Raw genomic sequence first — 26,709 nt, forward strand, 5'->3', positions numbered from 1 at the left:
CGTCTCCTTTCTGCACTTCGTTTCAATCAACGATAGTGCAATGGAATGCTCATGTAAAGCACATCAATGCATTTTAATGCATGTTAAGGGGTTAACCCGCAACATCGCAGTGCGCGGCCGCCAGTTACTCGATGCGCGGCGCCTCGGCGGCCAGGCGGGCGGCGAGCCGGTCACGCAGTTGCAGGTAGGCGTCGGCGAGCGTCTTTTCGCTGGTGTCGAAGCTCATGTCGGCGCGGCCATACAGTTCGCTGCGGCCCGCCAGGATGCGTTTGAGGTCGTCCATCGCCTCGCTGTTGCCCGAATTGCCCGACATGGGGCGCAGGTCGCCCTGCGCCACGACGCGGCGCATGTGCTCTTCGGGCGCGGCCTGCAGCCAGACGGTGAAGCAATGCGCGAGCAGCACATTGAACGTGGCCGGCTCGGAGACGAGACCGCCCGGCGAGGCGATCACGGCGCGCGGGTGCTCCGCGACCACGGCCTCCAGCGCCCGATGCTCGTAGCGGCGATAGGCGCTTGCGCCATACAGCGAATGGATCTCCGACGGCGGACAGCCCGCCAGCTGTTCGATCACCCGCGTCAGTTCGACGAACGGCACTTTCAGCTCCTGCGCGAGCATGCGCCCCAGTGTGGACTTGCCTGCACCGCGCAGGCCGATGAGTGCGATACGTTCGTTGCGATGCGGATCGGCGCTGGTTTGCGAGAACATCTCGGCGAGCGCCACGCGCGCGCGCTGCAAGGCAGCCGGGTCGCGCCCCTGCAGCAGCTCGCGGATCAGGAGCCATTCCGCCGACGAGGTCGTGACGTCGCCGATGACCTCGGCGAGCGGGCAGTTCAGCGTGTTCGCGATCTGCCGCAGCACCAGCACGGAGGCATTCCCCACCCCGGACTCCAGATTCGCCAGATGCCGCTCCGAGAGCCCGGTTTCCGCCGCCAGCGTCTTGCGCGTCATGCCGCGCCGCGCGCGCAGCATGCGCACGCGCTCACCCATGGCAGTGAGGAACGGATCGCGTTCGGCGCGTTCGCCGCGCGCGGCGTCGTCGGCGGCTTCCGCTGGAAGCTCGGCAATGTAAGTTTGCTTCATCTTAGGGAATCTCTGAACCCGCGTTTATGTACTATAGTGCTTGACATGCATTTTGCTAACCGCTAATTTTCCGCGAAAAGGTCGAACGACGACAAATCCGATCGTGGCAGACAGAGCGGAGACACCACCGTGCAAATCCATGCAGCGTCGCCAGAACACGCCGCGGCTGTGCCGCCGCCCGCGCAATTCAACTTCGCCACGCACCTGTTCTCGCTCAATGCGGCACGCGCCGCGAAGACCGCTTATATCGACGACGCGCTCACGCTGAGCTACGGCGAACTCGAAACGCAGGCCCGCCGCTTCGCGTCCGCCATGCGCGCGCTCGGCGTTCACACCGAAGAACGTGTTCTGCTCGTGATGCTCGACACCATCGAGTTGCCCATTGCCTTTCTCGGCGCGCTCTATGCGGGAATCGTCCCGGTGGTCGTCAATACGCTGCTCACGCCGGCCGACTACGTGTATATGCTCACGCACAGCCGCGCGCGCGTGGTCATCGCATCGGGCGCGGTGCTGCCAGCGGTGAGCGCCGCGCTCGCCGAAGCACAATGTGAGGACTGCCAGTTAATTGTTTCGCAGCCCGCTTCACAACCCGCTCCACAGCCCGCTTCAGATGAACCACTAGCGGTCCTCGCCGATCTGATCGCGCGCGCCGAGCCCGCCCCGCGCGCCGCGCAAACGGGCTGCGACGACATCGCGTTCTGGCTCTACTCCTCGGGATCGACGGGAAAGCCCAAAGGCACGGTGCATACGCACGCCAACCTCTACTGGACCGTCGAGACTTACGCGAAGCCCATTCTCGGCATACGCGAAAGCGACATCGTGTTTTCGGCGGCCAAGCTGTTCTTCGCCTATGGACTCGGCAACGGTCTATCGTTTCCCCTGTCGGTTGGCGCGACCACGATCCTGATGGCCGAACGCCCCACCGCCATCGCCGTATTCGCGCGCCTCGTGCAGCATCGGCCCACGGTGTTCTACGGCGTGCCCACGCTCTATGCGAGCATGATGGTCTCGCCCAACCTGCCCGCACGCGCCGATGTCGCGCTGCGCGTGTGCACCTCCGCGGGCGAGGCGCTGCCGCGCGAACTGGGCGAGCGCTTCAGGGACCACTTCGGCAGCGACATTCTCGATGGCCTCGGCTCCACGGAAATGCTGCACATCTTCCTCTCGAACCGGCCAGGCGACGTGGAATACGGCACCACGGGCCGCCCCGTGCCCGGCTACGAACTCGAACTGCGCGACGAGACCGGCGCGCTCGTGCCCGACGGCGAGATCGGCGACCTCTTCATCCGCGGGCCGAGCGCGGCCGTGATGTACTGGTGCAATCGCGAAAAGTCGCGCGCGACCTTTCTCGGCGACTGGGTGAGAAGCGGCGACAAGTACCGGCGCCTGCCAGGCGGCGCCTATGTCTACGCGGGCCGCAGCGACGACATGCTCAAGGTGAGCGGCCAGTACGTTTCGCCCATCGAAGTCGAAATGGTGCTCATGCAGCACGACGCCGTGCTCGAAGCCGCCGTGATCGGCGTCGATCAGGGCGGGCTCGTGAAAACCTGCGCGTTCGTCGTCCTCAAGCAGGCGGCAGCGGACACCTCGCATGAAGCATTGGCCGAGCAGTTGAAGGCGTTCGTCAAGACGCGGCTTGCGCCGCACAAGTATCCGCGCGACATTCTGTTCGTCGACGATCTGCCGAAAACGGCGACCGGTAAAATCCAGCGTTTCCGGCTGCGCCAGCAGTTTCGGTCGTGACAGCGACACGTGACAAGCACCATGAACGAAAGCGAATTTGCCGACCTCCCCGCCACGCATACACACGATGCGCTGCGCATTGAATATCGCTGGATCGGCGCGGCAGATGGCGAAGCGCCGCTCGCCGTGTTCCTGCACGAAGGTCTCGGCTCGATTGCGATGTGGAAGGATTGGCCCGCCGCGCTTTGCGAGCGCCTCGGCATGCGCGGGCTCGTTTATTCGCGTCCGGGTTACGGGCGCTCCACGCCGCGCGCGCCTCACGTGAAATGGCCAGTCGATTTCATGACCCAGCAGGCGCGCGAGGTCTTGCCCGCTCTGCTCGACGCACTCGGCATCAGCGCAGCCGAACGCACGCGCATGTGGCTGATCGGTCATAGCGACGGCGCCTCCATCGCGCTGCTCTATGCCGCCGCTTTTCCCGAGGCGCTCGATGGCGCGGTGGCAATCGCGCCGCACGTCTTCGTCGAAGCGATATCCGTCGAAAGCATAGCCGAGGCGAAGGTTGCGTACGAAACGACCCGCCTGCGCGAAAAGCTCGCGCGCTATCACGACGATGTCGATTCCGCGTTCTACGGCTGGAACGACATCTGGCTCGATCCCGCCTTCCGGGCCTGGAACATCGTCGGCGATCTTGCATCGATTCGTGCGCCATTGCTCGCCGTACAGGCCGGGGACGACCACTACGGCACCATGGCGCAGGTCGAAGCGATTGGCGCGGCCGTGCCGCACGCACGCGTCCACGCGCTAGCACACGGCGGCCATTCTCCGCATCGCGATGCGCCGCAGCCACTGGACGACGCAATCGAGCAGTTCATTTCCGCCCAACGCAAGCCAGCGGCCTGAAGGCCGCACAGAGGCGCGCCCGAGCGCCCGTCGAATGCCTCTAAAATGAGGCGAATCGATGCGCAGCGCATAACAAACCTCCTCCGGTACCGCATCGAAGTCCATCCAGGGGCCAAACACGCCTCATCGCTGCAATCCTTTGGTGATATTGTCTTTCTTTGCCGGGTGGAGACGGGGTCCGACCACGCGAGACCTCCGGCGGGAAAGCAGAAGCACGGGGCACCAAAAAAGCGAGACGCAAGAAGACCGGCCGGACCGCGCGCGCCGGCCAGAACGATGAGCGATTCCATTCTGATGAACGTTTCAAGAACCTCGGTGCGACTGAGGCGAGCCTGGGCGTCGATGCGTCCGCGCTTCGTGCGCGCCTTCGCGCCCGCGCTGCGCAACCTGCAATACGTGAAGCGCCGCATGCGCCCGCTCGCCGTCGTGGCTAGCGTGGGCTTTCCGCTTTACTACTACGTCTGGAAAGACCTCTTTCCTCAGCCGTATGAAAATCTCACGCTGCGCCTGATCGGCTCTCTTCTCTTTGTGCCGATTCTGGCGTTCGAGCGCTGGCCTGCCGCGCTGAAAAAGCTGCTGCCGTGGTACTGGTACTTCTGCACGCTCTACGCATTGCCGTTCTTTTTCACGTTCATGCTGCTCAAGAACAACGGCAACGAAGTGTGGGTGGAGAGCGCGCTGATCGCGGCGTTCGTGATGGTGCTGCTGCTCGACTGGCTCATGCTCGTGCTGCAGTTCCTTGTGGGCATCAGCCTCGCGGTGATCGCGTACTGCCTCACCACGTACCCCGTCGTGCTGGGGCCGAACTACCTCACCCATCTGGCGATCTTTTCGTTCGCGGTGGCGATCGGCGCGGTGGCCAATTACGATCAGGACCGCATTCAGATCGAACAGGAGCGCGCCATGCTGGCTACGGCAGGCAGCGTGGCGCACGAACTGCGCACCCCGCTCGTGGCGATCCGCGTGGGCGCCGCAGGCCTCATGCGCTATTTACCCGCGCTGCTCGACACCTATCAGCTCGCCCAGCGCAGCCGCTTGCCCGTGCCCAAAATACGCGTGGCGCATCTGCATTCGCTGCAAGGCGTGGTTGGCCGCATTGAACAGGAAGCCCTGCATTCGAACGCGATCATCGACATGCTGCTCGCCACGGCGCGCTTCACGGGCGGCAACATGCAAAACGCAACAACGTGCTCGATCGTGCATTGCGTGGAAACCGCGCTTGCGCGTTTTCCGTTTCGCGAAGGCGACCGGCGTCGGGTAATCTGCAATCTGCGCCCCGATTTCGAATTCCACGGATCCGAAATGCTTACCGTTCACGTGCTCTTCAATCTGCTCAAAAATGCCTTCCGGCATATGGGCAGCATCGAAGGCGCGCAGATTTCTATTCGTCTTGAATCAGGGCAACGGGCCAATCGTTTGATTTTCAGCGATACGGGCACCGGTATTTCCCCTGAGGTATTGCCGCACATCTTCACGCGCTTTTATACTTCGACAACCGCCACCGATGACGTGACGCTCGGAGCAGGAATCGGGCTGGCATTCTGCCGCGATGTCATGCAAGCGATGGGTGGAGCAATTACCTGCTCTTCCGTAAAAGGCGAATATACCGAGTTCGTTTTGACATTCCCTGCGCCATGACGAAAGCCATTCAGCCGTTCTCCTACCCGACCACCGTCGCCTTCGTCGACGACAGCGCCGCGTTCCTTTCGAACCTGAGCCTGCAACTCGACCCCGACCTGGCCTTCCGCCTGTTCAGCTCGCCTAGCGAGGCGCTGAAGTTTCTCAATGGCCGTGCCGGGCCGAACCGGGCCGCTGAGCCCATCTTCAGCCCGTATCTGGACCGCACCGAAGAAAACGATGCGCACCAGGTCATCGCCATGCGCGTCGACGCGATACGTAGTCTCGTACATAACGCGTCGCGCTTCGAGTCGGTATCGGTCGTGGTCGTCGACTACGACATGCCCGAACTCAACGGTATGGAGTTTTGCCGCCGGATTACCGACCCGTCGATCAGGAAAATCGTGCTGACCGGCAAGGCCGACGAGCACGTGGCGGTGAAAAGCTTCAACGAAGGGCTGATCGACCGCTTCATCCGCAAGCATGAAGTCGATGCCGTGGAAACGCTGAACCAGGCGATCGGCGATATGCAGCGCGCGTATTTCGACCGCTGCTGCAGCACGGTGCTCGACGCACTCGCCGTTTCCGAATATGCCTTCCTCAAGGATCATGCGCTCGCCGCGCACGTGAAAGGCATTGCCGATTCATTGGGCATCGTCGAGCACTATCTCTCGTACCAACCGCACGGACTCCTGATGTTCGACGGGGTCGGCACGGCATACCTGCTCGTCATTCACACCGACGAATCGCTGCGCGGCGTGCGCGAAATCGCGGTCGAACAAGGTGCGCCCGCAAGCTTTCTCGCGGAGCTCGACAGCCGCCGCAGCCTGCCCTATTTCTGGCGCACGGAAGGCTATTACCCGGCGCAGTGTGCGGAATGGCAGCCGTATATGCACCCCGCATCGGAATTTCACGGCGACCGCCGCTATCTCTACGCCGTGGTGAAGAAGCCGGCGGGGCTTGCGCTCGACAACGTCCTGCCCTACGACCGGCATCTCGACCAGCTCGACCGCGAGATCCAGGCGGCGTGGGACTCACCCTGATTTACGGCACCGAATTGCGGTAAGTTTTCCGCAGGCCGTAAATCGGGTGCCCCCCCACGCTATCGCCGCCTCGCTGCACGCATGCTCAGGCCGCCACGGCCACCATCGGCATATTCACCACAGCCTGCGGCACACGCACGCGCGCACGGCCCGCGTTGCGCTCGTTGCGGCGCGTAGACGGCCAGTTCCACATCTGCACCTCATCGCGAATCTCCGCGCACACCTCCACGAGCCGCTCCAGTTCATCCTCGCACAGCGCCGCGTTGAGTGAGAGCCGCACGAGCGAGCGGTTCTGCGCCGTGGCGGGCGCGCAGAACACCGAACCAAAAATGCCGCGGGCTTCGAGCGCGTCGCGCAGCACGATCGTCTGCGGCTCCGGCCCGGCTTCGAGCGCGATGATCTGCGTTTCGCTGCCGTTCAGGTTGTAGCCGAGTTCGGCAAGCCGCCCGCGTACGTAGCGCGCGTTGGCCGCAACGCGCGTGCGCCGCCAGTCTTCGCGCTCGATCACGTCGAGTGTCGCCGCGAGGCCCGCCGTCTCATGCGGCAGCAGCGTCGAGCTGAAAATCGCCGGCAGCGCCTCGCACTTGAAATACTCCTGGAAGCGCCGCGAACAACTAATGATGCCCGCGCGCCCGGCAAACGCCTTGGCGAGACTGGCCGTGCGGAAATGCACGCGGTCGATGAGCCCGAGTTCGGCCACCATGCCCGCGCCGTGCGGGCCGTGCGTGCCGAGCGAATGCGACTCGTCGACGACCAGCACGCAGTCGTGCTCGGCGCACACCTCGGCAATGGCAGTGAGCGGCGCCACGCTGCCGTTCGTGCTGTACACGGAGTCGACAATCACGATCCCGGCCCCGTAGCGCTGAATGCGCTGCTCGAGGTGTTCGACATCGTTGTGGAAGAAACTGATCGCGCGCGCACCAGCGCTGCGTATGCCCTCCCACAGCGACATGTGCGCCATCATGTCGACGTACACCGGCGTTTGCGCATTGGCGATCGACTGAATCAGCCCCGTGTTCGCAGCAAAACCCGACTGGCACAACACACTCGCTTCGGCGCCCATGTATGACGCGAAGCGGTCTTCGAGCGTGAGTTGCGGGCAGTCGTCGCCGTGCAGGAACACGCCCGACATCAAGAGCCCGTTGCCCTCCGAGCGGATGCTCGTGCACATTGCATCGAGAATCTCAGGGTGGCGCGCAATCGAAAGGTAGTCGTTACTCGAAAGGTGCAAGGCATCAGCATCGGCAACACGACCCTTCATGATGTGGCCCCCGGCCCAGCTCTCCTGCACGCGCTCGGTGTAGTAACGATCGACACGTGCTGCGAGGAATGCGGGCAATGCCGCGTCGTTGTTATGTGCGTTACGCCAGTTGCTGCCAACTTTCATCTCAGGCTCCTTGTGGTTAAAGCCTGCCCCCGGAAGCGACTTGTCTGGTCAGGATGGATACCGGGAGGCAGGCCCGTAATGTGCCCGCAGCGCAACGACACGCGCGATGAGGCCTGACGTGCGCGTTGCGGCAACGGACTTTTGAATGTGGGTAATGCAATGACTGGCGAGCGCGTGAGTCGCGGCGCGCGGCGGGGAACCAGGGAGTGCCCAGGCCGGCGGCGCCAGAGCGCGCTTGAATGCGGAGCGAATTCGAAAACCAATGCGGGCGCGGGGCGCCAGGAGCAGGCGTTTCATATCCGCAGGAATCCCGCATCGCGTGATCGCCACTGGTTACAAGGGAAGAAACGCCCGCCCGAAAATTTTTGAGGCGCGCCACGCAGGCCATCTGGACCCTGCACGTCATGCAGCGAAAGCGCCTTTACGCTGCACGCAACGTCAGTCGCGCCATTGATAATTATCGTTTAAAAACAGCGCTGTTTAGATCTTCGCGGTGCGCAACTATGCGTAGTGCATGGAGTTTCGATAAGGAATACCCGTCGCGCCACGAAAGGATTCGGGCATTGATTCACCACGCATAAACTGCCGAGGGAGACCGACAGACTCTTCAGATCAGACTCTTCAGATGGCCACGACGCGGTCGCGCCCGCGTGACTTGGCAACATAGAGCGCGGCGTCGGCGCGCGCCATCAAGGTGGCGAGCGAGTCTTGTGCCTGGGCTTCATCCACGCCCGCACTGAACGTGAGGCCGTCGTGCGCCTCCTGCCCGGATTCACGGGCGTGAGCATCGGCGCTGCGCCGCACGGCGAGAGCCAGCACGCGCAATTCATCGAGACGCCTCACGGCGTCGTCGCGGGTCATGCCGACAAACAGCAACGCGAATTCTTCGCCGCCCAGGCGGCCAAACACGTCCTCTACGCGCACGCCACTCTTCACGACGCGGCAAAACTGCGCGAGCACGCGGTCGCCTGTGGCGTGTCCGTAGCGGTCATTGATCGACTTGAAGTGATCGATATCGACAATCGCGAACGTGACCTGCTCGCCCTGCTCGCGCGCGGCTTCGAGCGTCGCGTTCGCTTGGGCCAGAAAGGCGCGGCGCGTGAGCGCGCCGGTCAGCTCGTCCTGATTCGCGAGGCGCTCGAGCCGCTCGGCCATGCGGTCGTGCGCGAGCAGAACCAGGCCGATCGAAAGCGCGGGTAACACGAGAATGCCGAGTGCGAGCCACGCCACGTTGAGCGGCGTGGAGTCGAGCAGCCCGTACTGCCTCACGATGCCGCTGCCGTACATCGCCCCGCGCAGCGCGTGCGCGAATGCGCCCAGCCAGGCGGCCAGCGTCACGAACCGGTAGCTGTAGACAGGGCGCGCGGGCGGCCGGCAACGCCATGCGAGCCAACCGATCGACACGTAAATGGCCGCATGAAACGTGGAGACGACGGCCACGCGCGCGCCGAGACTGGGCGTCACCCAGTACCACCACGCAATACCCGTTGCGAGCGCAACGGTTCCCGCGTAGGCGAGCGGCACACGCGGCTTGAGCCCGAAGAACTCGCGGCAGCCCTCGAGCATGCGCACGACGGCTAGCGCCAGCAACGTATTCGAAACGAAGACGGTGAGAACAGGCAAGCCAACGCGCTGCATGCCCGCGAGCAGGATCGCGACGCTTGCCATCAAATAGGCGCCGATCCACCGCCCCACACCGGGAATACCCGCGGGCCGCAGCGAGCCGAGAATGGCGAGGCTCATGATGCTCGAAAGCACCGTGACAAGAAGGATATTGACCGGATCTAGCATGTACGGCGTGGTCTGAAGATATGTCCGAGTTTACGGCATCATTGTGAAAAACATGCGCCTTGGGCCACGCTATCCCCACCGTCCCGACGCTTGACGAACGCCCCGAAACACCGCGACCATGCCTGAAGCGCCACGACGTAACAGGAGGTATGTCATGACCCAACGTGCGTTGTACGTCGAGCTGCATGCGCAGCCCGGCAAGGAAGAGGAACTGGCGGCATTTCTCGCGGGTGCGAAGCCGCTGGTCGACGCGGAACCCGCCACGCCGGCCTGGTTCGGCGTGCGCTTCGACACGTCGACGTTTGCGATCTTCGATGCCTTCGACGACGAAGCTGGCCGTGAAGCGCATCTGAACGGCAAGGTGGCGGCGGCCTTGATGGCGCATGCGGGCGAACTGCTGGCCACACCGCCGCAAATTCGCCGCGCCGACGTGCTTGCCGACAAACTTCCCGCTTGAACGTCCGCCGGAAGCCGCGCGTAGACAACGAGCAAAAGGCAGGCAAAAGGGTGCCAGGAATGGCGCCTGCGGGAAACATCGGATCTTCGAAGGAGGAGCCGATGAAGCCTGCTTCCGCTTGCGAGGCAACAAGAGCCGACACCCTTGGCGAGGCGCGCTCGAACGCCAAGGCCCTGACCGGGCGCGCGCTGCACGCCCTCGAATGCGTCACCTGGCCTGCGCACCCAGCCACGCTGATCGAAAGCGCCGAAAGCCGCGGCGCACCGCGCGACGTGATCGAAGCCCTTCGCCAGTTGCCCGACGAGGCGTTCGGCAGCTTTCCCGAGGTCGCGGCCTCCATCGTCGCCGCACAACTGCGCTTGCGTGAATCCGCCGCCCAACACGCCCAACAGGGAGCGGCGCCGCGGCGATGACGATCGAAGCCGAAAAGAATCCCGCCCGCGCGACGGCGCGGGAACGGAAATTGCGCGGTATGGGACGGCCGCTGGATAGTTTGGGCCCGCCGCGGCGCGATCGCAAAGAAGATCACGAAGAACAACGGCCCAGCCACCGTAACCGGCTGGGCCGCTCACGCAAGAAACGTATGGCTACCGTATTGCTGGTCGACGACGACATCAACGCACTCGATGCGCTCAAGGAACTGGTCGGGCAGGAGGGTTACCGGGTGCGCACCGCCGCAGACGGCTCGGATGCGCTGCAAAGCGCGCTCGACGACCCTCCCGATGTCGTGATCTCCGACTGCATGATGCCGCGCATGGACGGTCTGTCCCTCATGCGCGAAATGAGGCGCAGCAGCAAGCTCGCGCGCGTGCCGCTCGTGCTCGTATCCGCGCTCGTCACCCCGCCCCCCGACGCCGACGTCGCGGGCTTCCTGCGCAAGCCCTTCGCGGTTGCGCAATTGCTGGACATCCTCCACCGGGTCGCCACGCCCTGATACGCGCGGGCCTCGTGCGCCGCATGAACGATTTACCGTCGTCGTAGCGCCTTACATGGCGCAGCGGCGCGCAAATCGCCCACTCGCGCGGCCTTGCTTCATTCGGTTTCCTGATCGATAACCTGCGCGATAGCCTGCACTGGCGCGCCACGGCATGACCGATGCTGTGGAACCGGCGTGACCGGTCCATTTCGGGCGCGCGCGGGAAACACCCGGCATGCGCGTTTCATCATGAACAAGGAGAACATCATGGCCTATTCGAAAAACCCAGCGCAAACCCCAATCGCTTCAACGCCGCGCAGCGGCGAAGGCGCGCGCATTGTCGGCCGCGATCGCGCGGCAACGCGTGGCCCCGGCCCCGACGTGATGGCGGCGAGCACGCTGGACAGCGACCGCGTGCTGAGCTCGGACGGCGACGAAGTCGGCAAGGTCAAGGAGATCATGCTCGACGTGGAAAGCGGCCGCATTGCCTACATGGTGATGTCGAGCGGCGGCTTTCCCGGCATTGGCGACAAGCTGCTTGCGGTGCCGTGGAACGCTCTCACGCTCGACGCGTCGCGCAAGTGCTTCGTGATCGCCCTCAACTCCGAGCGCGTGAAGAACGCACCGGGCTTCGACAAGGGCGAGTGGCCTTCGATGGCCGATCGCACCTGGGCCAGCTCCGTGCATCAGTACTACGGCCGCGAGCCGTACTGGAGCGACGACGCCGCGAGCCTGCCGCTCGCCGAGCCAGGGCGTGAGCCGCCGCAAGCGGGGGGTGTGAAGCTCTGACGCACGCGCGCGCGTTCATCGAGCGCCCGCGGCGGCGCCAACGTGTCATGCTAATGGTCGCGAGTACAACGACAACAACGCGAACACAACATGACTTCGATGGACCGCCGTGATTTCCTTCGCGCCGCCGCCGCGGGCGCCACGCTCAGCCTCGCTTCGCCCGCCATCCAGCGGGCGCTGGCCATTCCTGCAAACAATGCGACCGGAACGATTGAAGACGTGCAGCATATCGTCGTCTTCATGCAGGAAAACCGCGCCTTCGACCACTACTTCGGCACGCTGCCCGGTGTGCGCGGCTTCTCGGACCGCTTCACGATTCCGCTACCCGGCGGCGCCAATGTCTGGCAGCAGAGCGATGGCTCACGCACGCTGCTGCCGTTCTACCTGGACAGCCGCAAAGGCAACGCGTTGCTCGCGGGCGGCGCACACAACTGGGCCGACGCCCACGAGGCCTGGGACCATGGCCGCATGACGCACTGGCCCAAGTTCAAGGGCGACGCTTCGATGGGTTACTTTCAGGCCGCCGACCTGCCGTTTCATTTCGCGCTCGCCAACGCCTTCACGATCTGCGACGCCTACTATTGCTCGCTGCACGGCGGCACCAACTCGAACCGGCTCTTTCTGTTCACCGGCACCAATGGCCCCACGGCCTCGCCATACGCGGTGGTCGACAACAACGGCTGGGACAACATCGCCGCGCCGGCCACGGGCCTGAAATGGACCACGTATCCCGAACGCTTGCAGGCCGCAGGCGTGACGTGGAAGGTGTATGAGAATCAGCCCGATAACTACACGGACAATCCGCTCGTCGGGTTCGCGAGCTATCGCAAGGCGCTCGAGGCAATCGACGGTTCGCCCAACGTGCCGTGGACCGAGGCGCTCGACGCGCGCGAACCCTTGTACAAGGGTGTCGGCAATACGATGCCCGATGGCGGCTTCCTGCAGGCGCTCAACGACGATATCGCAGCGAACCGGTTGCCTCAGGTGAGCTGGATCGTCGCGCCGCAGAACTATAGCGAGCACCCAGCCGTATCGACGCCAGGCCAGGGCGCCTACTACCTCCAGAAGCTGCTCGAAGCGCTCACGCGCAACCCGGACATCTGGAGCAAGACTGTGCTCTTCGTGAACTTCGACGAGAACGATTGCTTCTTCGATCACATGCCGCCGCCTTGCCCGCCCTCGCCCATCAAGGATGGCGAGTACGCGGGCAAATCCACCACCAGCACGCGCCACGAATACTTCACCATGCCGAATCCTCCCGGCGACGGCAAGCCGGTCAAGCCAGACGGCCTGCCATTCGGGCCTGGGCCGCGCGTACCGATGATCGTCGTCTCGCCGTGGAGCACGGGCGGCTATGTGAACTCGGAAGTTTTCGATCACACGTCGGTGCTGCGCTTCATCGAAGCGCGCTTCGGCGTGCGTGAGACGAACATCAGCCCGTGGCGGCGTGCCGTATTCGGCGACCTCACCTCGGCATTCAATTTCAGCACACCGAACGAAAAGCCGGTGCAGACATTTTCCGCGCCGACGAAAGCCGCCGCCGACGCGTTGAACAAGCAACAGAACGCCCTCAAACCCGTGCCGGTGCCGCAGCCCGACCTGCAGACCATGCCGCAGCAGGCGCGCAAGGCGCGGCCCTCGCGCGCACTGCCGTACCGCCTCAACGTGGATGCGAGCGTCGACGGGCGTCATCACAAGATTCAGCTGGAGTTCGGCAACGAAGGAAAGGCCGGCGCCGTATTTCACGTGTACGACCAGCTTCACCTCGACAAGGCGCCGCGCCGCTACACCGTCGAGGCAGGCAAGACATTGCGCGACACCTGGACACCCGCTGCCTCCGATAACGGCGCATACCGCCTGTGGGTGCTTGGGCCGAACGGCTTTCATCGCGCATTCGAGGGCAACGTGCGCGCGGCGGTGCACGGGCCGAATCCTGAAGTGCGCGTGCGCCATGACGCCGCGAACAATACGCTCGAGCTTGGCATCGCGAATCGCGCAAGCGCGGCTTCGAACGTGACCATAGCGGCCAATGCCTACCGCATCGACGGACCGTGGACTTACGCGTTACGCTCCGGCGACCAGGTGCAGCCGAACTGGGCGCTCGCGGATTCGGGCGGCTGGTACGACTTCACGTTAAGCGCGGAGAACGGTGTATTGCGGCGCTTTGCGGGCCGTCTGGAAACCGGCAAGGACAGCGTGAGCGATCCGGCTATGGGTGAATGAGGTGAGTGAGTCGACTGAGGCGCCCGAGAATACCTCCAACGCCGCTGCGCAGTACACTGCCCGTTCCCTTCACGATGGCCGCGACCGGCGTTGCGCCCCGCACGTTCAACGCGCGTTCAGAAGCGTGGCCTGCCTCCCCCCTCAAGGAGCCCGCATGAAAATCGATCTGACTGGAAAACTCGCGCTCGTCACCGGCTCGGCTGCCGGCATCGGTCTTGCCGCGGCGAAAGGCCTCGCGCTCTCGGGCGCCGACGTGATCGTCAGCAGCCGTCGCACCGAAAGCGTGCGCGAAGCCGAGGCGGCGCTGCGCACCGCGGCGCCCGGTGCGCGGGTGCAAGGCTTCGTCGGCGATCTTTCCAGCGCAGAGGGATGCGACGCACTCGTGAAGGCGCATCCGCAGGTGGACATTCTCGTGAACAATCTCGGCGTGTTTCAGCAGCAGGACTTCTTCGAGATTCCCGATGCCGAATGGCTGCGTTTCTTCGAAACGAATGTGATGTCGGGCGTACGCCTCTCGCGCGCCTATGCGAACGCGATGGTCAAGCGTGGCTGGGGGCGCATTGTGTTCATTTCATCGGAATCGGGGTTGAACATTCCCGCCGACATGATTCATTACGGCATGACGAAAACCGCGCAACTCGCGCTCGCGCGCGGCCTCGCCAAGCGCCTGGCGGGTACCGGCGTCACGGTCAATTCGGTGCTGCCGGGCCCGACGCTTTCGGAAGGCGTGTCGCATATGCTCAAGGACGAAGTGGCCGCTTCGGGCAAAACCGTCGAGGAAGTCGCCGCGCAGTTCGTGCAGACGCATCGTGCCTCTTCCATCATCCGCCGCGCGGCGAGCGTGGAGGAAGTGGCGAACATGATCGTCTACGCGTGTTCGAAGGAAGCATCGGCCACGACGGGCGCGGCGTTGCGCGTGGATGGCGGCGTGGTAGATACCATCGCGTGACTCGCCCGGCCGCGAGGGCACGGATTTGATTCGTTATACGAATCACAACACGCAACAGAGCATTGAACACAAAAAAGTGCAGCCCGCGCGGGCGGGCTGCACTTCGACTGCAACAAGCGTAACAAACGTGGCTCGCCGGTTAACCCCTTCTCACGACGCCAAGCAGCAACGTGACGAGGAAAACCACGAGGAAGATGAAGAACAGGATCTTGGCGATCGATGCCGCACCCGCCGCGATGCCGCCGAAACCGAACACGGCCGCGATGATCGCGATGATAAAGAAAATGACAGCGTATTGAAGCATGACGTCCTCCTGCACCCGGTGTGATCCGGCTCAAGGGTGGTCGCCGCGCCCCGGCGCCGCGTGCGGTCGCCCGATGCCCGGCATCTGGTTGAGCGGGACGGATCTACGCGCCCATCCCTGCAGGACCATTGGAGCAAACGCGGTGCCTGAGGTCGGGCACGCGCTGCGGGCAATCGTGTGATGGAAAGATGTTGGCAAACGCGCGCGAGCCGCGACGCGTTACGCCACTTGCGGATGCCAGCCGGCGCGCTGGAATGTCGTGGCGAAGAAGAGCACCTGATAGCGGATCGAGTTCGACCAGTAGGACCACGTATGACCGCCCGGGCGTTCCGCGTAATCGTGAGGCACGCCCAGTTCGACGAGCTTTTCGTGCAGCGTACGGTTCGACTGCACGAAGAAGTCGCTCACGCCGCAGTCGATGGTGAGCGCGATATGCGCATGCTCGAAGTCCTGCGCACTATCCACGATCGCATTGCTGTTCCAGAACGACGCGTGCCGCGCGGGATCGCCGAATACGTGAGCGATGCCCGGTTCGTCGTCGCAATTGCGCGGATCGACGGCGCCGCTAATGCTGCCGGCCGCGCCGAACGTCTCCTGGCGGTCCAGCGCAATGCGCAGTGCGCCGAAACCGCCCATGCTCAAACCCGTGATCGCGCGCCCCTCGCGCGTGGCGATCGTGCGGAAATGCATGTCGATATACGACACGACCTCGTTGCCGACATAGGTTTCATAACGGCTGCTCCGATCGAACGGGCTGTCGATGTACCAGCTTTCGTGGCCGCCGTCCGGCATCACCAGCACTACGTGGTAACGGTCGGCGAGCTTGCCGATGTGCGTGTTCGAGGTCCAGTCGGCATAACTGCCGCCCGAGCCGTGCAGCACGTAGATGACCGGAAAACGCGCGGCGTGGTTGCCGCGCGCGTAGTCGTCGGGCAGGACGACGGTCGCGTCGAACGAGCGCTGCATCGCGGTGCTCGGGATCGAGACGACACGCGTCTGGTATGCCCAGACGGGAGCACTGAGAAGCAGCGCCAGAACGAACCAGCATGTACGGACAATAGCCATGAGAAGTCGCTCTTGTGTTGACTGCCACGAAAGACAACTGCTTTCAGGGACTCTAACAAGGGCCACTTACAACCAAATTTCAACGTGCCATACGATTTATTGCGAATTGTTCACAAACGTGGGGGAGCCCACATGATGGGGGACGCTCAATCGCCATTGCGCCGCCTGCGTCGCAGCCGCCCCTGCGGCTCGCCCTCATGCAGCAAACCCTTTTGGCGCGCCGTGAGCGGATCGGTCAAACACGGCTCCGCGTCGAGGTCCTGCTCGAAACGCTCCCACATGCCTGCAGGCGTATTCGCCGTGCCCACGCGCTTGCCGATCGTCAGCCGGATCTGGTTCGCCCGGCTGATGGTGGAGCGCAGCCGGTGGATTTCCCAAAGCAACCGCAACACGACCGGCAAGGGATTCCGATCGTAGATTTCAGCCAGCTCCGCTGCCGTGAGCGGAGGGAAGTGACGATGATCGCGTCCCATTATCCGCCCCAAAACACTGTATATTTATACAGCCTATCACATGTCAGAATGAATCTGAAGGACGGGACGGAGAGACGACCATGTGCACGAACTACGCCGCCGCACGCCGCGACTACCTCTTCAGGCACTACGGCGTCCTGCCGCCGGACGACCCTTGGCGCGACGAGATCTACAAGGACTATGCCGCGCCGGTAATCCGCCGGGCGAGCGAGGTGCCGGATGAGCCCGACGCGCGCGAAGCCCTGCTCGCGACCTTTGGCATGGTGCCGCGCAAGCACATTCCGCCCGGCGTGAAAGTGTTCGACACGATGAATGCGCGCGCTGAATCAGTGGGTGAGAAGCGCAGTTTCAGTGGCGCGTGGAAAAAGCTGCAACTTTGTTTGATTCCGTGCGAGGCGTTTTTCGAGCCGAGCTACGAGACCGGCAAGGCGGTGCGCTGGCGCATTGGTCTTGCCGATGGCGCGCCGTTCGCCATTGCCGGCTTATGGCGCGAGTGGGACGAAGGCGAGGCCGGCCGTGCGTACTCGTTCACGATGCTCACGGTCAATGCAAGCGAGCATCCGCTCATGAACCGCTTTCACAAGCCCGGGGACGAGAAACGTTCGGTGGTGATCGTGCCGCCTTCCGAGTATGAAAACTGGCTTGCTAGCCGCTCGATGGACGAAGCGAGATCGTTTCTCAATCTTTACCCGGCTGACGGGATGGCGGCCGAGCCTCAGCCCATGCCGCCGCGCGCCACGGCGAAGCCCGAAACGAACGACAAGTAAAAAACGACCCGGGCAAGCCGGGTCGTTCAGCACTCCGCATCAACCCGCAGGCAACGCCAATCAGAAGTTGAAGTTATCGATATTCGAAGCGTCGAACGTCGTGGGCGGCCCGAGAATCACTTCGCCGCTCTTGCCGATCGTGCGCTTGCCGAGCTTGCCCGCATCAAAGGACTCGCCTTCCTTGCCCGTGATCGTGCCCGAAGCCAGATTGGCGGCAGCATACGCAGCGAGATAACCGAGTGCACCCGGGTCCCAAAGCTGGAACGCCTTCACGGTGCCGTTCTTCACGAACGCGCGCATCTGGTTAGGCGTACCGAGGCCTGTCACCACCACTTTGCCCTTGCTCGGCGACGAGGAAATGTAACGCGCCGCCGCCGCGATGCCGACCGATGTAGGCGCAACGATCGCCTTCAGGTTCGGATACGCCTGCAGCAAGCCTTGCGTCTCGACGAAGGACTTCTGGTCGTCGTCGTTGCCGTAGGCGATCTTCACGAGCTTCATCTTCGAATACTCGGGCTTCTTCAGCTCTTCCTGCATCCACTTGATCCAGGTGTTCTGGTTCGTCGCGTTGGGCGTGGCCGAGAGAATCGCGAACTCGCCCTCGCCGCCCATCAGCTTCGAAACGAGCTGGATCTGGCCGCGGCCAATGCCCTCTGCATTCGCCTGGTTCACGAAGATCTGCCGCCCCTCGGGCGCCGTGTCCGAGTCGAACGTAACGACCTTGATGCCCTGGTCCATCGCGCGCTTCAAATACGGCACGAGCGCGTTCGCGTCATTGGCCGCGATCACGATCGCGTCCTGGTGCTGCGTGGTGAGCGTGTTGATGTACGAGACCTGCGAGGACGCGCCCGCGTCCGAAGGCCCCACCGCCTTGCCTTCGCCCTTGAACTCCTTGATGGCGTCCAGGCCGCCGTTATCGGCGATCACCTCGTAGGGGTTGTTGATCTGCTTGGGCACGAACGCGATCTTCAGCCCTTCCTTGATGCCGGCCGCATGCGCCGCGACACCGCCTCCCACTAGCATCGCGCACAGCAAGGCCGTGCACACGTGACGTACTGGCTTTCTCATGAATCGTCTCCTCGATGGGTACCGGACGCATCCGGTTGATTTGACTACCTCTTGACTTCATTTCCCTCTTTCACACCATGCTCAAGCCGCCCGTGCGAGCGCGCGTTTGTCGCGCAGCGTGCGCCAGCGCGCCGCGAGATTCGGGATCAGCACCGACGCCAGCAGCAGCGCTCCGGTCACGATCGTGAGCGTCTCGCTCGACACGTCGACGAGCGTGAGCGCATTCTTCAGCACACCTACGATCACAAGCGAGAGCAGCACGCCATACATCGACCCGCGCCCGCCGAAAATGCTCACGCCGCCGAACAACACCGCCGCGATCACCGAAAGCTCAAAGCCCTCGCCGTTGTCGCCGCGCGCGCTCGTGAAGCGCAGCGTATAGACAATGCCCGCGAGCGCGCTCATCACGCCCGACATCACGAACAGGCGCAGCTTGATCTTCGGCACGTCGATGCCCGAGAACGATGCGGCCGTACTGTTCGCGCCGATCGCGTAGAGGCTGCGGCCGAAAGCGGTCGCCTGCAGCAGGATCGTGAACACGATGGCGCATGCCGCGACGATCAGGAACGGCAGCGGAATGAACGTGCTGCCCAGGTTGCTCATGCCAAAGAGCGTATAGCCCGGCGGAAAGTCGGCAATCGCCTGGTCGCCGAGCAGCACGTAAGCCAGCCCGCGAAAGAGCGCGAGCGTGCCGATCGTCACCGCCAGCGAAGGCAGATTGAGCTTCACGATCACGAGCCCGTTGAAGAGGCCCGCGAGGCCGCCCGCCACGAGCACGAGCGCCATGGCGAGGGGCATCGGCAAGCCCATGTGCCAAAGCACGCCCAGCAACGCGCTCGATGCCCCGAGCACCGAGGCCACGGAAAGATCGATTTCGGCGGCGACGATGATGAGCGTCATCGGCAACGCCATGAGCGCGACTTCGGTGAGATCGGCAAGCACGTTGCTGATATTCGCGCCCGTGAGGAACACGGGTGAGAGCACGCGCCCCACCACCAGCGAGGCAATGAGAATGACGACGAGCAGCGCTTCCCAGCTAAGCGGCAAGCCGGGCTTGCGCGTGAGCAGCGCGGCGTCGGGTTTCGGGGCGTTCTTAGCCATGGTCGCGTTTCCTCATCATGCGTTTTGCCACGGAGCGGGCGAGCAGCGTATCGGCGGCGATGGCGGCCACGATCAGCGCGCCCTGAATCGCCTGTTCCCAGAATGGCGAGACATGCAGCACCACGAGCGCAATGCTGATCACGCCCAGCACGAGCGCACCGAGCGTCGCGCCGAGTATCGTGCCCACGCCGCCCGTGATCGCCACGCTGCCAACCACGGCGGCCGCGACCACCTGCAGTTCGATGCCCTTCGCGGTGCTCGCATCCACGGTGCCGAAGCGGGAGAGCCACAGCGCGCCAGCCAGGCCCGCTATCGCGCCGCTGATCAGAAAGCCCGTCGCGACACGGCGCTCCACATTGATGCCGGCAAGCCGCGCCGCTTCCGGGTTCGAGCCAATCGCGTAGTACTCGCGGCCCGGCCGGAACTGCTTGAGATACACCGAAAGTCCGGCGAGCAATACGAGCGCGATGAGCGCCAGCACCGGAATGCCGAGCACCGAGCCCGTGGCGAGCCGCGAAAACGCATCGGGCAGGCTCGTGGCGTTGATCTGCCCGCCGTGCACCCACGCATAATCGGCGCCGCGGAAAATGTAGAGCGTGGAGAGCGTCGCGACGAGCGACGGCACACGCCCTACTGCCACGAGCAACGCATTGATTGCGCCCGCAACGAGTCCGATGGCAAGCCCCGCGACGAGCGCAACGAGCACCGGCATATGCGGGAACGCCACGTAAAGACTGCCCACGCCATAGGCGCTGATGCCGACCGTCGACCCGATCGAGAGATCGATATGGCGCATCAGGATCACGATCGTCATGCCCGCCGTGAGCAAGCTCACGATGGAGACGTTCAGCAGCACGTCGCGCAGATTCTGCAGATTGAGGAATTGCGGCCGCGCGAGCGCCGTGCCGCCCACGATCAGCAGCAGGACGACGAAGAGCGTGGTCTCGCGGCTGCGCGCCAGCGCTTCGGCCCACGCGCCAGCGTTGCGCCGCTGCGCGCGCGGCTCGCCGCCGTGCAAGGGATGAGGAGAAGTGGAATGGCGCATCATGCGGCGTGCCCCAGATGAATGTTGGTCTCGCCGAGCGCGGCGCTCATGATGCGCTCTTCGTTGGCGTCGGCGCGCGCAATATCGGCCGTAATGCGGCCTTCGTGCATGACGAGCACGCGGTCCGCCATGCCGAGCACTTCGGGCAGTTCGCTCGAAATCATCAGCACGGCCATGCCCTCTTTCACGAGTTCTGCGAGTGCGCCGTAGACTTCCGCCTTCGCGCCCACGTCAATGCCGCGCGTCGGTTCGTCGATGATGAGCACCTTCGGTCCTGTGGCAAGCCACTTGCCGAGCACCACCTTCTGCTGGTTGCCGCCCGAAAGCGTGCCCACCGGTGCGTTCAGATCGCTCGCCTTCAGGCGCAGGCGCGTGCCCCACTGTCCGGCCAGCTGCACTTCGCGCCCCGTGGAGATGAGGCCGAAGCGCACGAGCCGCCCGAGCACCGTGAGCGACGCATTGCGCGCAATGCTCAGTTCGAGGGCAAGGCCTTGCTGACGCCGGTCCTCCGGCACGAGCGCAAGGCCTGCTTTCACAGCAGCGGCGGGCATGCCGGACGCGAGCGGCTTGCCCGCGATCTGGACTTGCCCCGCATCACACGGATCGATGCCGAATATCGCGCGCGCCACTTCGCTGCGCCCCGCGCCCACGAGCCCCGCAAGCGCGACAATCTCGCCTGCGCGCACGTCGAACGATATGTCCTTGAATACGCCGCGGCGCGTGAGCCCGCGCACCCGCAGCATCACGTCGCCTGGCTGCACTTCGGCCTTCGGATAGAACGTGGCGAGGTCGCGCCCCACCATCTTCGCGACGATGTCCTGAGTCTTGAGCGTGGCCGTGGGGGCGTCGAACACCTTGGCGCCGTCGCGCATGATCGTCACGTGTTGCGTGAGCGCGAACACCTCTTCGAGCCGGTGCGTAATGAAGAGGATCGCCACGCCCCGGTCGCGCAGCGTGCGTGCAATCGTAAAGAGCCGCTCGACTTCGGGCAGCGAAAGCGCGGCAGTCGGCTCGTCCATGATGAGCACGTTCGCGTTGAGCGACAGCGCCTTCGCAATCTCGATCACCTGCTGGTCAGCAATCGAAAGGCCGCGCACGAGCCGCTCTGCCTTCAGTTCGACACCGAGCGATTCGAGCAGCGCCGCCACTTCGCGATGCATCGTGTCGTAGTCGATGCGGCCCACGCGATCCACGGGCTGACGGCCCATGTAGATGTTCTCCGCAATCGAAAGATCGAAGAACAGCGTGGGCTCCTGATAGATCACCGCGATGCCGGCGTCGCGGGCCTGGGCAGGCGTTGCAAACGCGCACGCCACGCCGTCGATGCGCATTTCGCCACCATCGGGCTGGTGCACGCCCGCGAGAATCTTCACGAGCGTCGACTTGCCCGCGCCGTTCTCGCCGAGCAGCGCGTGCACCTCGCCGGACATGAGCCTCAAGCTGCCGTCGATGAGCGCGCGCACGCGCCCGAACGACTTGCTCGCGTTACGCAACTCGAGCCGCGGAGTGCCGCCGGCCGTGACTTTTTCTGCTTCCACACCTGTCTCCATGTCGTTGCGCGCACACTCAAATGCGGTAGATACGTTCAGCGTTGCCGCGAAATAGCGCCGCGTGCTCGCTCTCGCTCGCGCCGCTCACGATCGACGCGTACGCGTGCCAAAGCTTCGAATAGCCGCCGAACAGGCGGTCCACCGGAAAGTTCGAGGCGAACATCGCGCGGTCCACACCGAACGCATCGATCGTTTCCAGCACATAAGGCCGCAGGCTTTCGACGCTCCATTCATGATCGAACATTGCCAGCCCGCTGATTTTCAAGGCTACGTTCGGGCACGCCGCGAGCAAGCGCAGGCCTTCTCGCCACGCACGGTAGCCCGCCACACTGTTGCGGTCGACGAACATGCCCGCGTGGTTGATCACGATCTGAATGCCAGGATGCGCTTGCGCGAGTGCGGCCGCCTCTTCCATCTGCGAGGGATAAATCTGCAGGTCGAACGAAAGCCCATGCTTCTCCAGCAGCGCGAAGTTCTCACGCCATGTCGCCTCGCGCATGTAGTGCCGGCCCACGTAGTCGTAGAGCTTGTTTTCGTGGACGTTGAGAATCTGGCGAATGCCGCGCGTGCGAGCGAAGGCGGCGTGCGCTTCGAGTACGGCGGCCGCGTTCGGCGCACTCAGGTCGCATGCGGCCACGATGGCGTCAGGCAATGCGCGTGCTTCACCCGCGTTCGCTGCGTTGTCCGCAATCGACTCCAGCCAGCGCGTTTCCTCCACCGGATCTTCAGGATCGTGATTCGCCTCGACGTGCACGACCTTGAGCACGTCGATGTCGCCCGCCTCGCGCAGCAGGTCGTCAGGCAGATAGTTGTGCTTGAGCTCGCGCGCATCGCCCACGAACGACGTGCCCGGATTCGCGAGCCACGGGTAATGATGCGTATCGAGGTTCCAGAAGTGGACGTGCGGATCGACGACCTGCATGGCATGCTCCTCGCGTGTGTTCAAGGCAAATGGAAAACCTGCACGAGTGGCTGTTGCAGCGGCACGTTGTGCGCGTCCGTCTGCATGATGTCCGCCATGTAATCCCACCATTTGCGCATGACGGGCAACTCGGGCAGCGCGTCCATGGTGTGATCGTCGCGGCGTTCGAGCACGGCGAAGAGATGGTGCGTCGCCTCGTCGAGAAAGATGCGGTAATTTTTCACGCCCGCATCGCGCAGCGCGCTCGCGAGTTCGGGCCAGATTTCGCGGTGACGCCGCTCGTATTCGTCCCGCTTGCCGGGATCGAGCTGCATGCGAAACGCAATTGTCTCCATGATCGTGTCTCCGTCCAGCCTTGTTTCGGCGTGCGCTTCATTGCGCCTCGCGCGCGTTGCCTCGGTGTTTGCCCTGGCTTCGCAGCGCGCAACGGCACGCGTTTTTACGTAGTTAGCCGCGTTGTGATCCGACTATAATTCCCGCATCGATAGCCAACCAATCCGATGTTGGGATCGGGCGATGCACAAACCGGATCGCTCCATGAATCATCAAACTGCCGTCGTCGCACTCGTCAACCGGCTCAGATTCAAACATCTCGCCTTGCTCGTCGCACTCGACGACGCGCGCAACGTTCATCAAGCCGCCGACGCCATCAACGTCGCCCAACCCAGCGCGAGCCGCATGCTGAGCGACATCGAAGAAGCGTTCGGCTTCCGGCTCTTCGAGCGCAATGCGCGCGGCATGCAGCCCACCGCGCTTGGCGTCGTCACGCTCGCCTACGCGCGCCGCGCGCTCGCCGAACTCACGCGCTTTGCCGAAGACCTCGACGTGAAGCGCCGCGGCGGCCACGGCCAGCTCACCGTGGGCGCGATCATGGGCGCCGCGCCGGACCTGCTCGCGCAAGCCGTCGCCACGCTCAAGACCGAACGGCCGCTGCTGCACGTGCGCATCCTCGGCGAAACGAGCGACCAGGTCGTGCAACTGCTGCACCGCCGCGAAGTCGATCTCGCGCTCGGGCGCCTCACCACGCCGCTGCAGCACAACGACTTCAGCTTCGAGCCCATCGCACGCGAAACGCTCGTGCTCGTGGTGCGCGCGCGCCATCCGCTTGCACGGCGCGAACACGTCACGCTTGCGGAGCTGATGGACTGGCCATGGGTGGCGCAGCCCATTGCGAGCCCCGCGCGCGAGTTGTTCGAAGGCGAACTTGCGCGCGCCGGTCTTGGCACGCCCGCCAATCTCACTGAGTCGGCCTCGATCTTCGCCACGCTGCAACTGCTCGAAAGCTTCGACGCCGTGGCCATGCTGCCCGAGCCGGTCGTGCGCGACCATGTGCGCGGCAAGCTGCTCGTCGTGCTGCCGCTCGAAATCGGCAAGAGCCTGCCGGGCTACGGCGTGCTCACGCGCAAGAACGAGCCGCTTGCCGAGCCCGCCGAACATTTCGTCGGCTTGTTGCGGCGCTTTTCGCAGCCCTTCAAGATGGACGATATCGCTCACGGTGGTTCGCACGCAGCCGCGCTCGCTCCTCATTGATGCGTTTTCACTGCAGGTTCACGAAGAGCCCGCCGTCGACGAGCAACGCCGCGCCCGTCACATAGCGCGCGCGGTCCGAGGCGAGAAACACCACGCATTCGGCCACGTCCTCGGGCGCGCCCAGGCGCCCGAGCGGAATGCGCTTTTCGAAGTACTCGCGTTTGCTTTCGTCGCTCAAGTCTTCGGCGTTCAGGTCGGTGGCGATCGTGCCCGGCATCACCGAATTGCAGCGTATGCCATAGGGTCCCAGTGCAATCGCGCAAGACTGCATGAGCGAATGCACGCCGGCCTTGGTCGGCGTGTAGTGCGTTTGCATACCGCCGCCCACGAGCGCGCTGATCGAACTCGTCGCCACGATTGCGCCGCCCGTGCCCTGCTCCTTCATTTGCCGCGCAACGGCCTGGGTCACGTAGAACGCGCCGTTCAGGTTCACGCCTATCGTGCGTTCGAGCACGGCGGGCGGCATGTCGAGAAACGAGTGGAACGGGCAGATACCCGCATTGCTTGCGAGCACATCGACCTTGCCGAAGCGCTCCACCGTCTGGCGCACGAGGTCCACGCCGGTTTGCGGCGCGGCCACGTTGCCTTCCAGCGCAATTGCGCGGCGCCCTAGCCGCTCGATCTCGCCCACCACCTCGTCGATCGCCGAGCGGCGGCCGTACGAGGCGTCGTTGTCGCCCCAGTAGTTGATCGCGACATCGGCGCCCTCACGGGCGCTGGCAATCGCAATGGCGCGGCCGATGCCGCGCGACCCGCCGGTGACGATCACCACCTTGTCCTTGAGCAGCACGTGCTTTCTCCTCGTAGCTTTCGATGAGCCTCGATCAGCGCGCTTTCGCTGCGCTTAATGTGTATAAGGACGCGACAATTTGCAGTCCGGATTAAGCCGCACACCGAAGCCAGGCGCATCCGGCACCTTGAGGCGGCCCTTCACCGGCACCGGTTCGTCGAGCAGCAGCGGCGTGAACATCGGCACCACCTTGTCGGCCTTCGGCGCCATCATGAGGAATTCCGCGAACGGCGAGTTATGACGCGTCACGACGAAGTGATAGCTGTACACCGACGAGCCATGCGGAACGACCAGCACATTGTGCGCGTCGGCGAGCGCCGAGATCTTGATGAGTTCGGTCATGCCGCCGCACCAGTTCACGTCAGGCTGGATCAGGTCGCAGCACCCCATTTCCAGCAGCATGCGAAAGCCCCAGCGCGTGGCCTCGTGTTCGCCCGTGGAGACCATCATGCCGCGTGGCACGTTGCGGCGCAGTTCGGCATAGCCCCAGTAGTCGTCGGGCGGCAGGCATTCCTCAATCCACTTGAGGTTGTACTCCTGCGCGGCTTGCGCGAGCCGCGTGGCATAGCGCACGTCGAGGCTCATCCAGCAGTCGTACATGAGCCAGAAGTCGTCGCCCACGCGCTCGCGCATCGTAGCGAGCAGTTCGATATTCTTCCTGAGGCCCTCCTCGCCTTCGGCCGGACCGTGCAGCAAAGGCAGCTTGCCGCCGATGAAGCCCATTTCCTTCGCGAGGTCGGGCCGCGCACCGGTCGCGTAGAACATCAGCTCGTCGCGCACCGGGCCGCCGAGCAGTTGATACACAGGCTCCTTGCGAATCTGCCCGAGCAGGTCCCACAACGCGAGATCGACGCCCGAAATGGTGTTGAGCACAACGCCCTTGCGGCCGTAGTAGAGCGTGGCGTAGTACATCTGATCCCACATCTTCTCGATGTCGGTAACGACCTGCCCTTCGAGAAAGCGCGCGAGATGCTTCTCGACGATGAACGCGCCGATCTCGCCGCCCGTGGTCACGGCAAAGCCCACGGTGCCGTCGCTCGCCTCCACTTCCACGACGAGCGTGCCGAGCACGTCGATGCCGAACGAGCGGCGGCTCTGGCGATACTCGGGATAGCGCGCCATGGGCGTGGAAATGTGGTCGTCGATCCAGTGGCCGTCGGGTTGATCGTGATAGTCGGCGCCGCCGCCGCGCACGGTGAAGGCTCGCACGTGTTTGATGGTTGGCATGGCCATGTGACGTAGCTCCTGTGTAGTG

General features: G+C 64.0%; 26 protein-coding genes. 12 read left to right on the forward strand and 14 right to left on the reverse strand.

The window, feature by feature from the left end; genetic code table 11:
• Positions 1–124: 124 nt before the first annotated feature.
• Positions 125–1,081: a helix-turn-helix transcriptional regulator gene (locus tag U5A52_RS01825; protein WP_321933615.1), complete on the reverse strand. Its 957-nt coding sequence runs from the start codon at positions 1,079–1,081 to the stop codon at positions 125–127.
• 129 nt (positions 1,082–1,210) lie between these two features.
• Between U5A52_RS01825 and U5A52_RS01830 the strand changes: the two genes are divergently transcribed.
• From U5A52_RS01830 to U5A52_RS01845, 4 genes are all read left to right on the forward strand, one after another.
• A complete protein-coding gene (locus U5A52_RS01830; protein WP_321933616.1) occupies positions 1,211–2,824 on the forward strand; it encodes a benzoate-CoA ligase family protein in 1,614 nt (537 codons plus the stop codon).
• Between the two features lie 21 nt (positions 2,825–2,845).
• Positions 2,846–3,667 (forward strand): alpha/beta fold hydrolase, encoded by an 822-nt coding sequence (locus U5A52_RS01835; protein ID WP_321933618.1) that lies wholly within the window; start codon positions 2,846–2,848, stop codon positions 3,665–3,667.
• 276 nt (positions 3,668–3,943) lie between these two features.
• Positions 3,944–5,305 carry a HAMP domain-containing sensor histidine kinase gene (locus U5A52_RS01840; RefSeq protein WP_321933620.1) on the forward strand — a complete coding sequence of 454 codons (1,362 nt, stop codon included), beginning with the start codon at positions 3,944–3,946 and terminating at the stop codon, positions 5,303–5,305.
• Positions 5,302–6,327: a response regulator gene (locus U5A52_RS01845; RefSeq protein ID WP_321933622.1), complete on the forward strand. Its 1,026-nt coding sequence runs from the start codon at positions 5,302–5,304 to the stop codon at positions 6,325–6,327. The genes U5A52_RS01840 and U5A52_RS01845 overlap by 4 nt, the downstream gene beginning before the upstream one ends.
• An 85-nt stretch (positions 6,328–6,412) precedes the next feature.
• Here the strand turns inward: U5A52_RS01845 and cqsA are convergent, their stop codons facing one another.
• Positions 6,413–7,714 (reverse strand): alpha-hydroxyketone-type quorum-sensing autoinducer synthase, encoded by a 1,302-nt coding sequence (gene cqsA / locus U5A52_RS01850; protein WP_321933624.1) that lies wholly within the window; start codon positions 7,712–7,714, stop codon positions 6,413–6,415.
• A 621-nt stretch (positions 7,715–8,335) separates the two neighbouring features.
• On the reverse strand, positions 8,336–9,505 hold the full coding sequence (locus tag U5A52_RS01855) for a GGDEF domain-containing protein (RefSeq protein WP_321933627.1): 1,170 nt from the start codon (positions 9,503–9,505) through the stop codon (positions 8,336–8,338).
• 154 nt (positions 9,506–9,659) lie between these two features.
• Between U5A52_RS01855 and U5A52_RS01860 the strand changes: the two genes are divergently transcribed.
• The 6 genes from U5A52_RS01860 to U5A52_RS01885 all read left to right on the forward strand — a co-directional run bounded on the left by U5A52_RS01860 (position 9,660) and on the right by U5A52_RS01885 (position 14,839).
• Positions 9,660–9,962: an antibiotic biosynthesis monooxygenase gene (locus U5A52_RS01860; RefSeq protein WP_321909440.1), complete on the forward strand. Its 303-nt coding sequence runs from the start codon at positions 9,660–9,662 to the stop codon at positions 9,960–9,962.
• Positions 9,963–10,063: 101 nt separating this feature from the next.
• Complete coding sequence (locus U5A52_RS01865; RefSeq protein ID WP_321909442.1) at positions 10,064–10,375, forward strand: DUF2795 domain-containing protein; 312 nt, start codon at positions 10,064–10,066, stop codon at positions 10,373–10,375.
• Positions 10,372–10,896: a response regulator gene (locus tag U5A52_RS01870; RefSeq protein WP_321933629.1), complete on the forward strand. Its 525-nt coding sequence runs from the start codon at positions 10,372–10,374 to the stop codon at positions 10,894–10,896. Before U5A52_RS01865 ends, U5A52_RS01870 begins: the two co-directional genes overlap by 4 nt.
• Positions 10,897–11,145: 249 nt before the next feature.
• The gene (locus U5A52_RS01875; RefSeq protein ID WP_321909445.1) at positions 11,146–11,667 is read left to right on the forward strand and encodes a PRC-barrel domain-containing protein; all 522 of its coding nucleotides are present in this window, start codon (positions 11,146–11,148) and stop codon (positions 11,665–11,667) included.
• Positions 11,668–11,757: 90 nt separating this feature from the next.
• Positions 11,758–13,890 carry a phosphocholine-specific phospholipase C gene (locus U5A52_RS01880; RefSeq protein ID WP_321933631.1) on the forward strand — a complete coding sequence of 711 codons (2,133 nt, stop codon included), beginning with the start codon at positions 11,758–11,760 and terminating at the stop codon, positions 13,888–13,890.
• 154 nt (positions 13,891–14,044) lie between these two features.
• Positions 14,045–14,839, forward strand: a complete 795-nt coding sequence (locus tag U5A52_RS01885) for an SDR family oxidoreductase (RefSeq protein ID WP_321933633.1) — start codon at positions 14,045–14,047, stop codon at positions 14,837–14,839.
• Between the two features lie 139 nt (positions 14,840–14,978).
• Here U5A52_RS01885 and U5A52_RS01890 read toward each other — a convergent pair whose 3' ends face one another.
• The 3 genes from U5A52_RS01890 to U5A52_RS01900 form a co-directional block, all read right to left on the reverse strand.
• Positions 14,979–15,143, reverse strand: a complete 165-nt coding sequence (locus tag U5A52_RS01890) for a DUF1328 family protein (RefSeq protein ID WP_027820439.1) — start codon at positions 15,141–15,143, stop codon at positions 14,979–14,981.
• A gap of 219 nt (positions 15,144–15,362) precedes the next feature.
• Entirely contained in the window at positions 15,363–16,208 is an 846-nt protein-coding gene (locus tag U5A52_RS01895) for an alpha/beta hydrolase family protein (RefSeq protein WP_321909449.1), read from the reverse strand.
• 146 nt (positions 16,209–16,354) lie between these two features.
• Positions 16,355–16,681 (reverse strand): hypothetical protein, encoded by a 327-nt coding sequence (locus U5A52_RS01900; RefSeq protein WP_158760356.1) that lies wholly within the window; start codon positions 16,679–16,681, stop codon positions 16,355–16,357.
• A gap of 80 nt (positions 16,682–16,761) precedes the next feature.
• Here U5A52_RS01900 and U5A52_RS01905 point away from each other — a divergent pair, with 80 nt between their 5' ends.
• Entirely contained in the window at positions 16,762–17,448 is a 687-nt protein-coding gene (locus U5A52_RS01905; protein WP_321933635.1) for an SOS response-associated peptidase, read from the forward strand.
• Between the two features lie 60 nt (positions 17,449–17,508).
• Here the strand turns inward: U5A52_RS01905 and rhaS are convergent, their stop codons facing one another.
• The 6 genes from rhaS to rhaM form a co-directional block, all read right to left on the reverse strand.
• Positions 17,509–18,516, reverse strand: coding sequence for a rhamnose ABC transporter substrate-binding protein (gene rhaS, locus U5A52_RS01910; protein ID WP_321909454.1), 1,008 nt, complete (start codon positions 18,514–18,516; stop codon positions 17,509–17,511).
• 81 nt (positions 18,517–18,597) lie between these two features.
• Positions 18,598–19,617, reverse strand: coding sequence for an ABC transporter permease (locus U5A52_RS01915; protein ID WP_321933636.1), 1,020 nt, complete (start codon positions 19,615–19,617; stop codon positions 18,598–18,600).
• On the reverse strand, positions 19,610–20,665 hold the full coding sequence (locus U5A52_RS01920) for an ABC transporter permease (RefSeq protein ID WP_321933639.1): 1,056 nt from the start codon (positions 20,663–20,665) through the stop codon (positions 19,610–19,612). The genes U5A52_RS01915 and U5A52_RS01920 overlap by 8 nt, the downstream gene beginning before the upstream one ends.
• Entirely contained in the window at positions 20,662–22,200 is a 1,539-nt protein-coding gene (locus tag U5A52_RS01925) for a sugar ABC transporter ATP-binding protein (RefSeq protein ID WP_321933641.1), read from the reverse strand. The genes U5A52_RS01920 and U5A52_RS01925 overlap by 4 nt, the downstream gene beginning before the upstream one ends.
• A gap of 28 nt (positions 22,201–22,228) precedes the next feature.
• Entirely contained in the window at positions 22,229–23,134 is a 906-nt protein-coding gene (locus U5A52_RS01930) for an amidohydrolase family protein (protein WP_321933642.1), read from the reverse strand.
• A 20-nt stretch (positions 23,135–23,154) separates the two neighbouring features.
• Complete coding sequence (gene rhaM / locus U5A52_RS01935) at positions 23,155–23,469, reverse strand: L-rhamnose mutarotase (RefSeq protein ID WP_321909459.1); 315 nt, start codon at positions 23,467–23,469, stop codon at positions 23,155–23,157.
• Between the two features lie 202 nt (positions 23,470–23,671).
• Between rhaM and U5A52_RS01940 the strand changes: the two genes are divergently transcribed.
• The gene (locus U5A52_RS01940) at positions 23,672–24,664 is read left to right on the forward strand and encodes a LysR family transcriptional regulator (protein WP_321909461.1); all 993 of its coding nucleotides are present in this window, start codon (positions 23,672–23,674) and stop codon (positions 24,662–24,664) included.
• Positions 24,665–24,671: 7 nt separating this feature from the next.
• Here the strand turns inward: U5A52_RS01940 and U5A52_RS01945 are convergent, their stop codons facing one another.
• Entirely contained in the window at positions 24,672–25,454 is a 783-nt protein-coding gene (locus U5A52_RS01945) for an SDR family NAD(P)-dependent oxidoreductase (RefSeq protein ID WP_158760364.1), read from the reverse strand.
• 54 nt (positions 25,455–25,508) lie between these two features.
• Complete coding sequence (rhmD, locus tag U5A52_RS01950) at positions 25,509–26,687, reverse strand: L-rhamnonate dehydratase (RefSeq protein ID WP_321909463.1); 1,179 nt, start codon at positions 26,685–26,687, stop codon at positions 25,509–25,511.
• Positions 26,688–26,709: the final 22 nt, after the last annotated feature.

It is taken from the genome of Paraburkholderia sp. J8-2, assembly GCF_905220195.1.
Taxonomy (GTDB): domain Bacteria; phylum Pseudomonadota; class Gammaproteobacteria; order Burkholderiales; family Burkholderiaceae; genus Paraburkholderia.

Excerpts from the sequence above, each read along its gene's own strand:
- U5A52_RS01870 (WP_321933629.1), top strand. The coding sequence starts at position 10,372 with ATGACGATCGAAGCCGAAAAGAATCCCGCCCGCGCGACGGCGCGGGAA.
- U5A52_RS01930 (WP_321933642.1), bottom strand. The coding sequence starts at position 23,134 with ATGCAGGTCGTCGATCCGCACGTCCACTTCTGGAACCTCGATACGCAT.
- U5A52_RS01860 (WP_321909440.1), top strand. The coding sequence starts at position 9,660 with ATGACCCAACGTGCGTTGTACGTCGAGCTGCATGCGCAGCCCGGCAAG.
- U5A52_RS01895 (WP_321909449.1), bottom strand. The coding sequence starts at position 16,208 with ATGGCTATTGTCCGTACATGCTGGTTCGTTCTGGCGCTGCTTCTCAGT.
- U5A52_RS01840 (WP_321933620.1), top strand. The coding sequence starts at position 3,944 with ATGAGCGATTCCATTCTGATGAACGTTTCAAGAACCTCGGTGCGACTG.
- U5A52_RS01855 (WP_321933627.1), bottom strand. The coding sequence starts at position 9,505 with ATGCTAGATCCGGTCAATATCCTTCTTGTCACGGTGCTTTCGAGCATC.
- U5A52_RS01900 (WP_158760356.1), bottom strand. The coding sequence starts at position 16,681 with ATGGGACGCGATCATCGTCACTTCCCTCCGCTCACGGCAGCGGAGCTG.
- U5A52_RS01865 (WP_321909442.1), top strand. The coding sequence starts at position 10,064 with ATGAAGCCTGCTTCCGCTTGCGAGGCAACAAGAGCCGACACCCTTGGC.
- U5A52_RS01875 (WP_321909445.1), top strand. The coding sequence starts at position 11,146 with ATGGCCTATTCGAAAAACCCAGCGCAAACCCCAATCGCTTCAACGCCG.
- U5A52_RS01915 (WP_321933636.1), bottom strand. The coding sequence starts at position 19,617 with ATGGCTAAGAACGCCCCGAAACCCGACGCCGCGCTGCTCACGCGCAAG.
- U5A52_RS01880 (WP_321933631.1), top strand. The coding sequence starts at position 11,758 with ATGACTTCGATGGACCGCCGTGATTTCCTTCGCGCCGCCGCCGCGGGC.
- U5A52_RS01920 (WP_321933639.1), bottom strand. The coding sequence starts at position 20,665 with ATGATGCGCCATTCCACTTCTCCTCATCCCTTGCACGGCGGCGAGCCG.
- U5A52_RS01835 (WP_321933618.1), top strand. The coding sequence starts at position 2,846 with ATGAACGAAAGCGAATTTGCCGACCTCCCCGCCACGCATACACACGAT.
- U5A52_RS01825 (WP_321933615.1), bottom strand. The coding sequence starts at position 1,081 with ATGAAGCAAACTTACATTGCCGAGCTTCCAGCGGAAGCCGCCGACGAC.
- U5A52_RS01905 (WP_321933635.1), top strand. The coding sequence starts at position 16,762 with ATGTGCACGAACTACGCCGCCGCACGCCGCGACTACCTCTTCAGGCAC.
- U5A52_RS01940 (WP_321909461.1), top strand. The coding sequence starts at position 23,672 with ATGAATCATCAAACTGCCGTCGTCGCACTCGTCAACCGGCTCAGATTC.
- U5A52_RS01885 (WP_321933633.1), top strand. The coding sequence starts at position 14,045 with ATGAAAATCGATCTGACTGGAAAACTCGCGCTCGTCACCGGCTCGGCT.
- rhaM (WP_321909459.1), bottom strand. The coding sequence starts at position 23,469 with ATGGAGACAATTGCGTTTCGCATGCAGCTCGATCCCGGCAAGCGGGAC.
- rhmD (WP_321909463.1), bottom strand. The coding sequence starts at position 26,687 with ATGGCCATGCCAACCATCAAACACGTGCGAGCCTTCACCGTGCGCGGC.
- rhaS (WP_321909454.1), bottom strand. The coding sequence starts at position 18,516 with ATGAGAAAGCCAGTACGTCACGTGTGCACGGCCTTGCTGTGCGCGATG.
- cqsA (WP_321933624.1), bottom strand. The coding sequence starts at position 7,714 with ATGAAAGTTGGCAGCAACTGGCGTAACGCACATAACAACGACGCGGCA.
- U5A52_RS01845 (WP_321933622.1), top strand. The coding sequence starts at position 5,302 with ATGACGAAAGCCATTCAGCCGTTCTCCTACCCGACCACCGTCGCCTTC.
- U5A52_RS01890 (WP_027820439.1), bottom strand. The coding sequence starts at position 15,143 with ATGCTTCAATACGCTGTCATTTTCTTTATCATCGCGATCATCGCGGCC.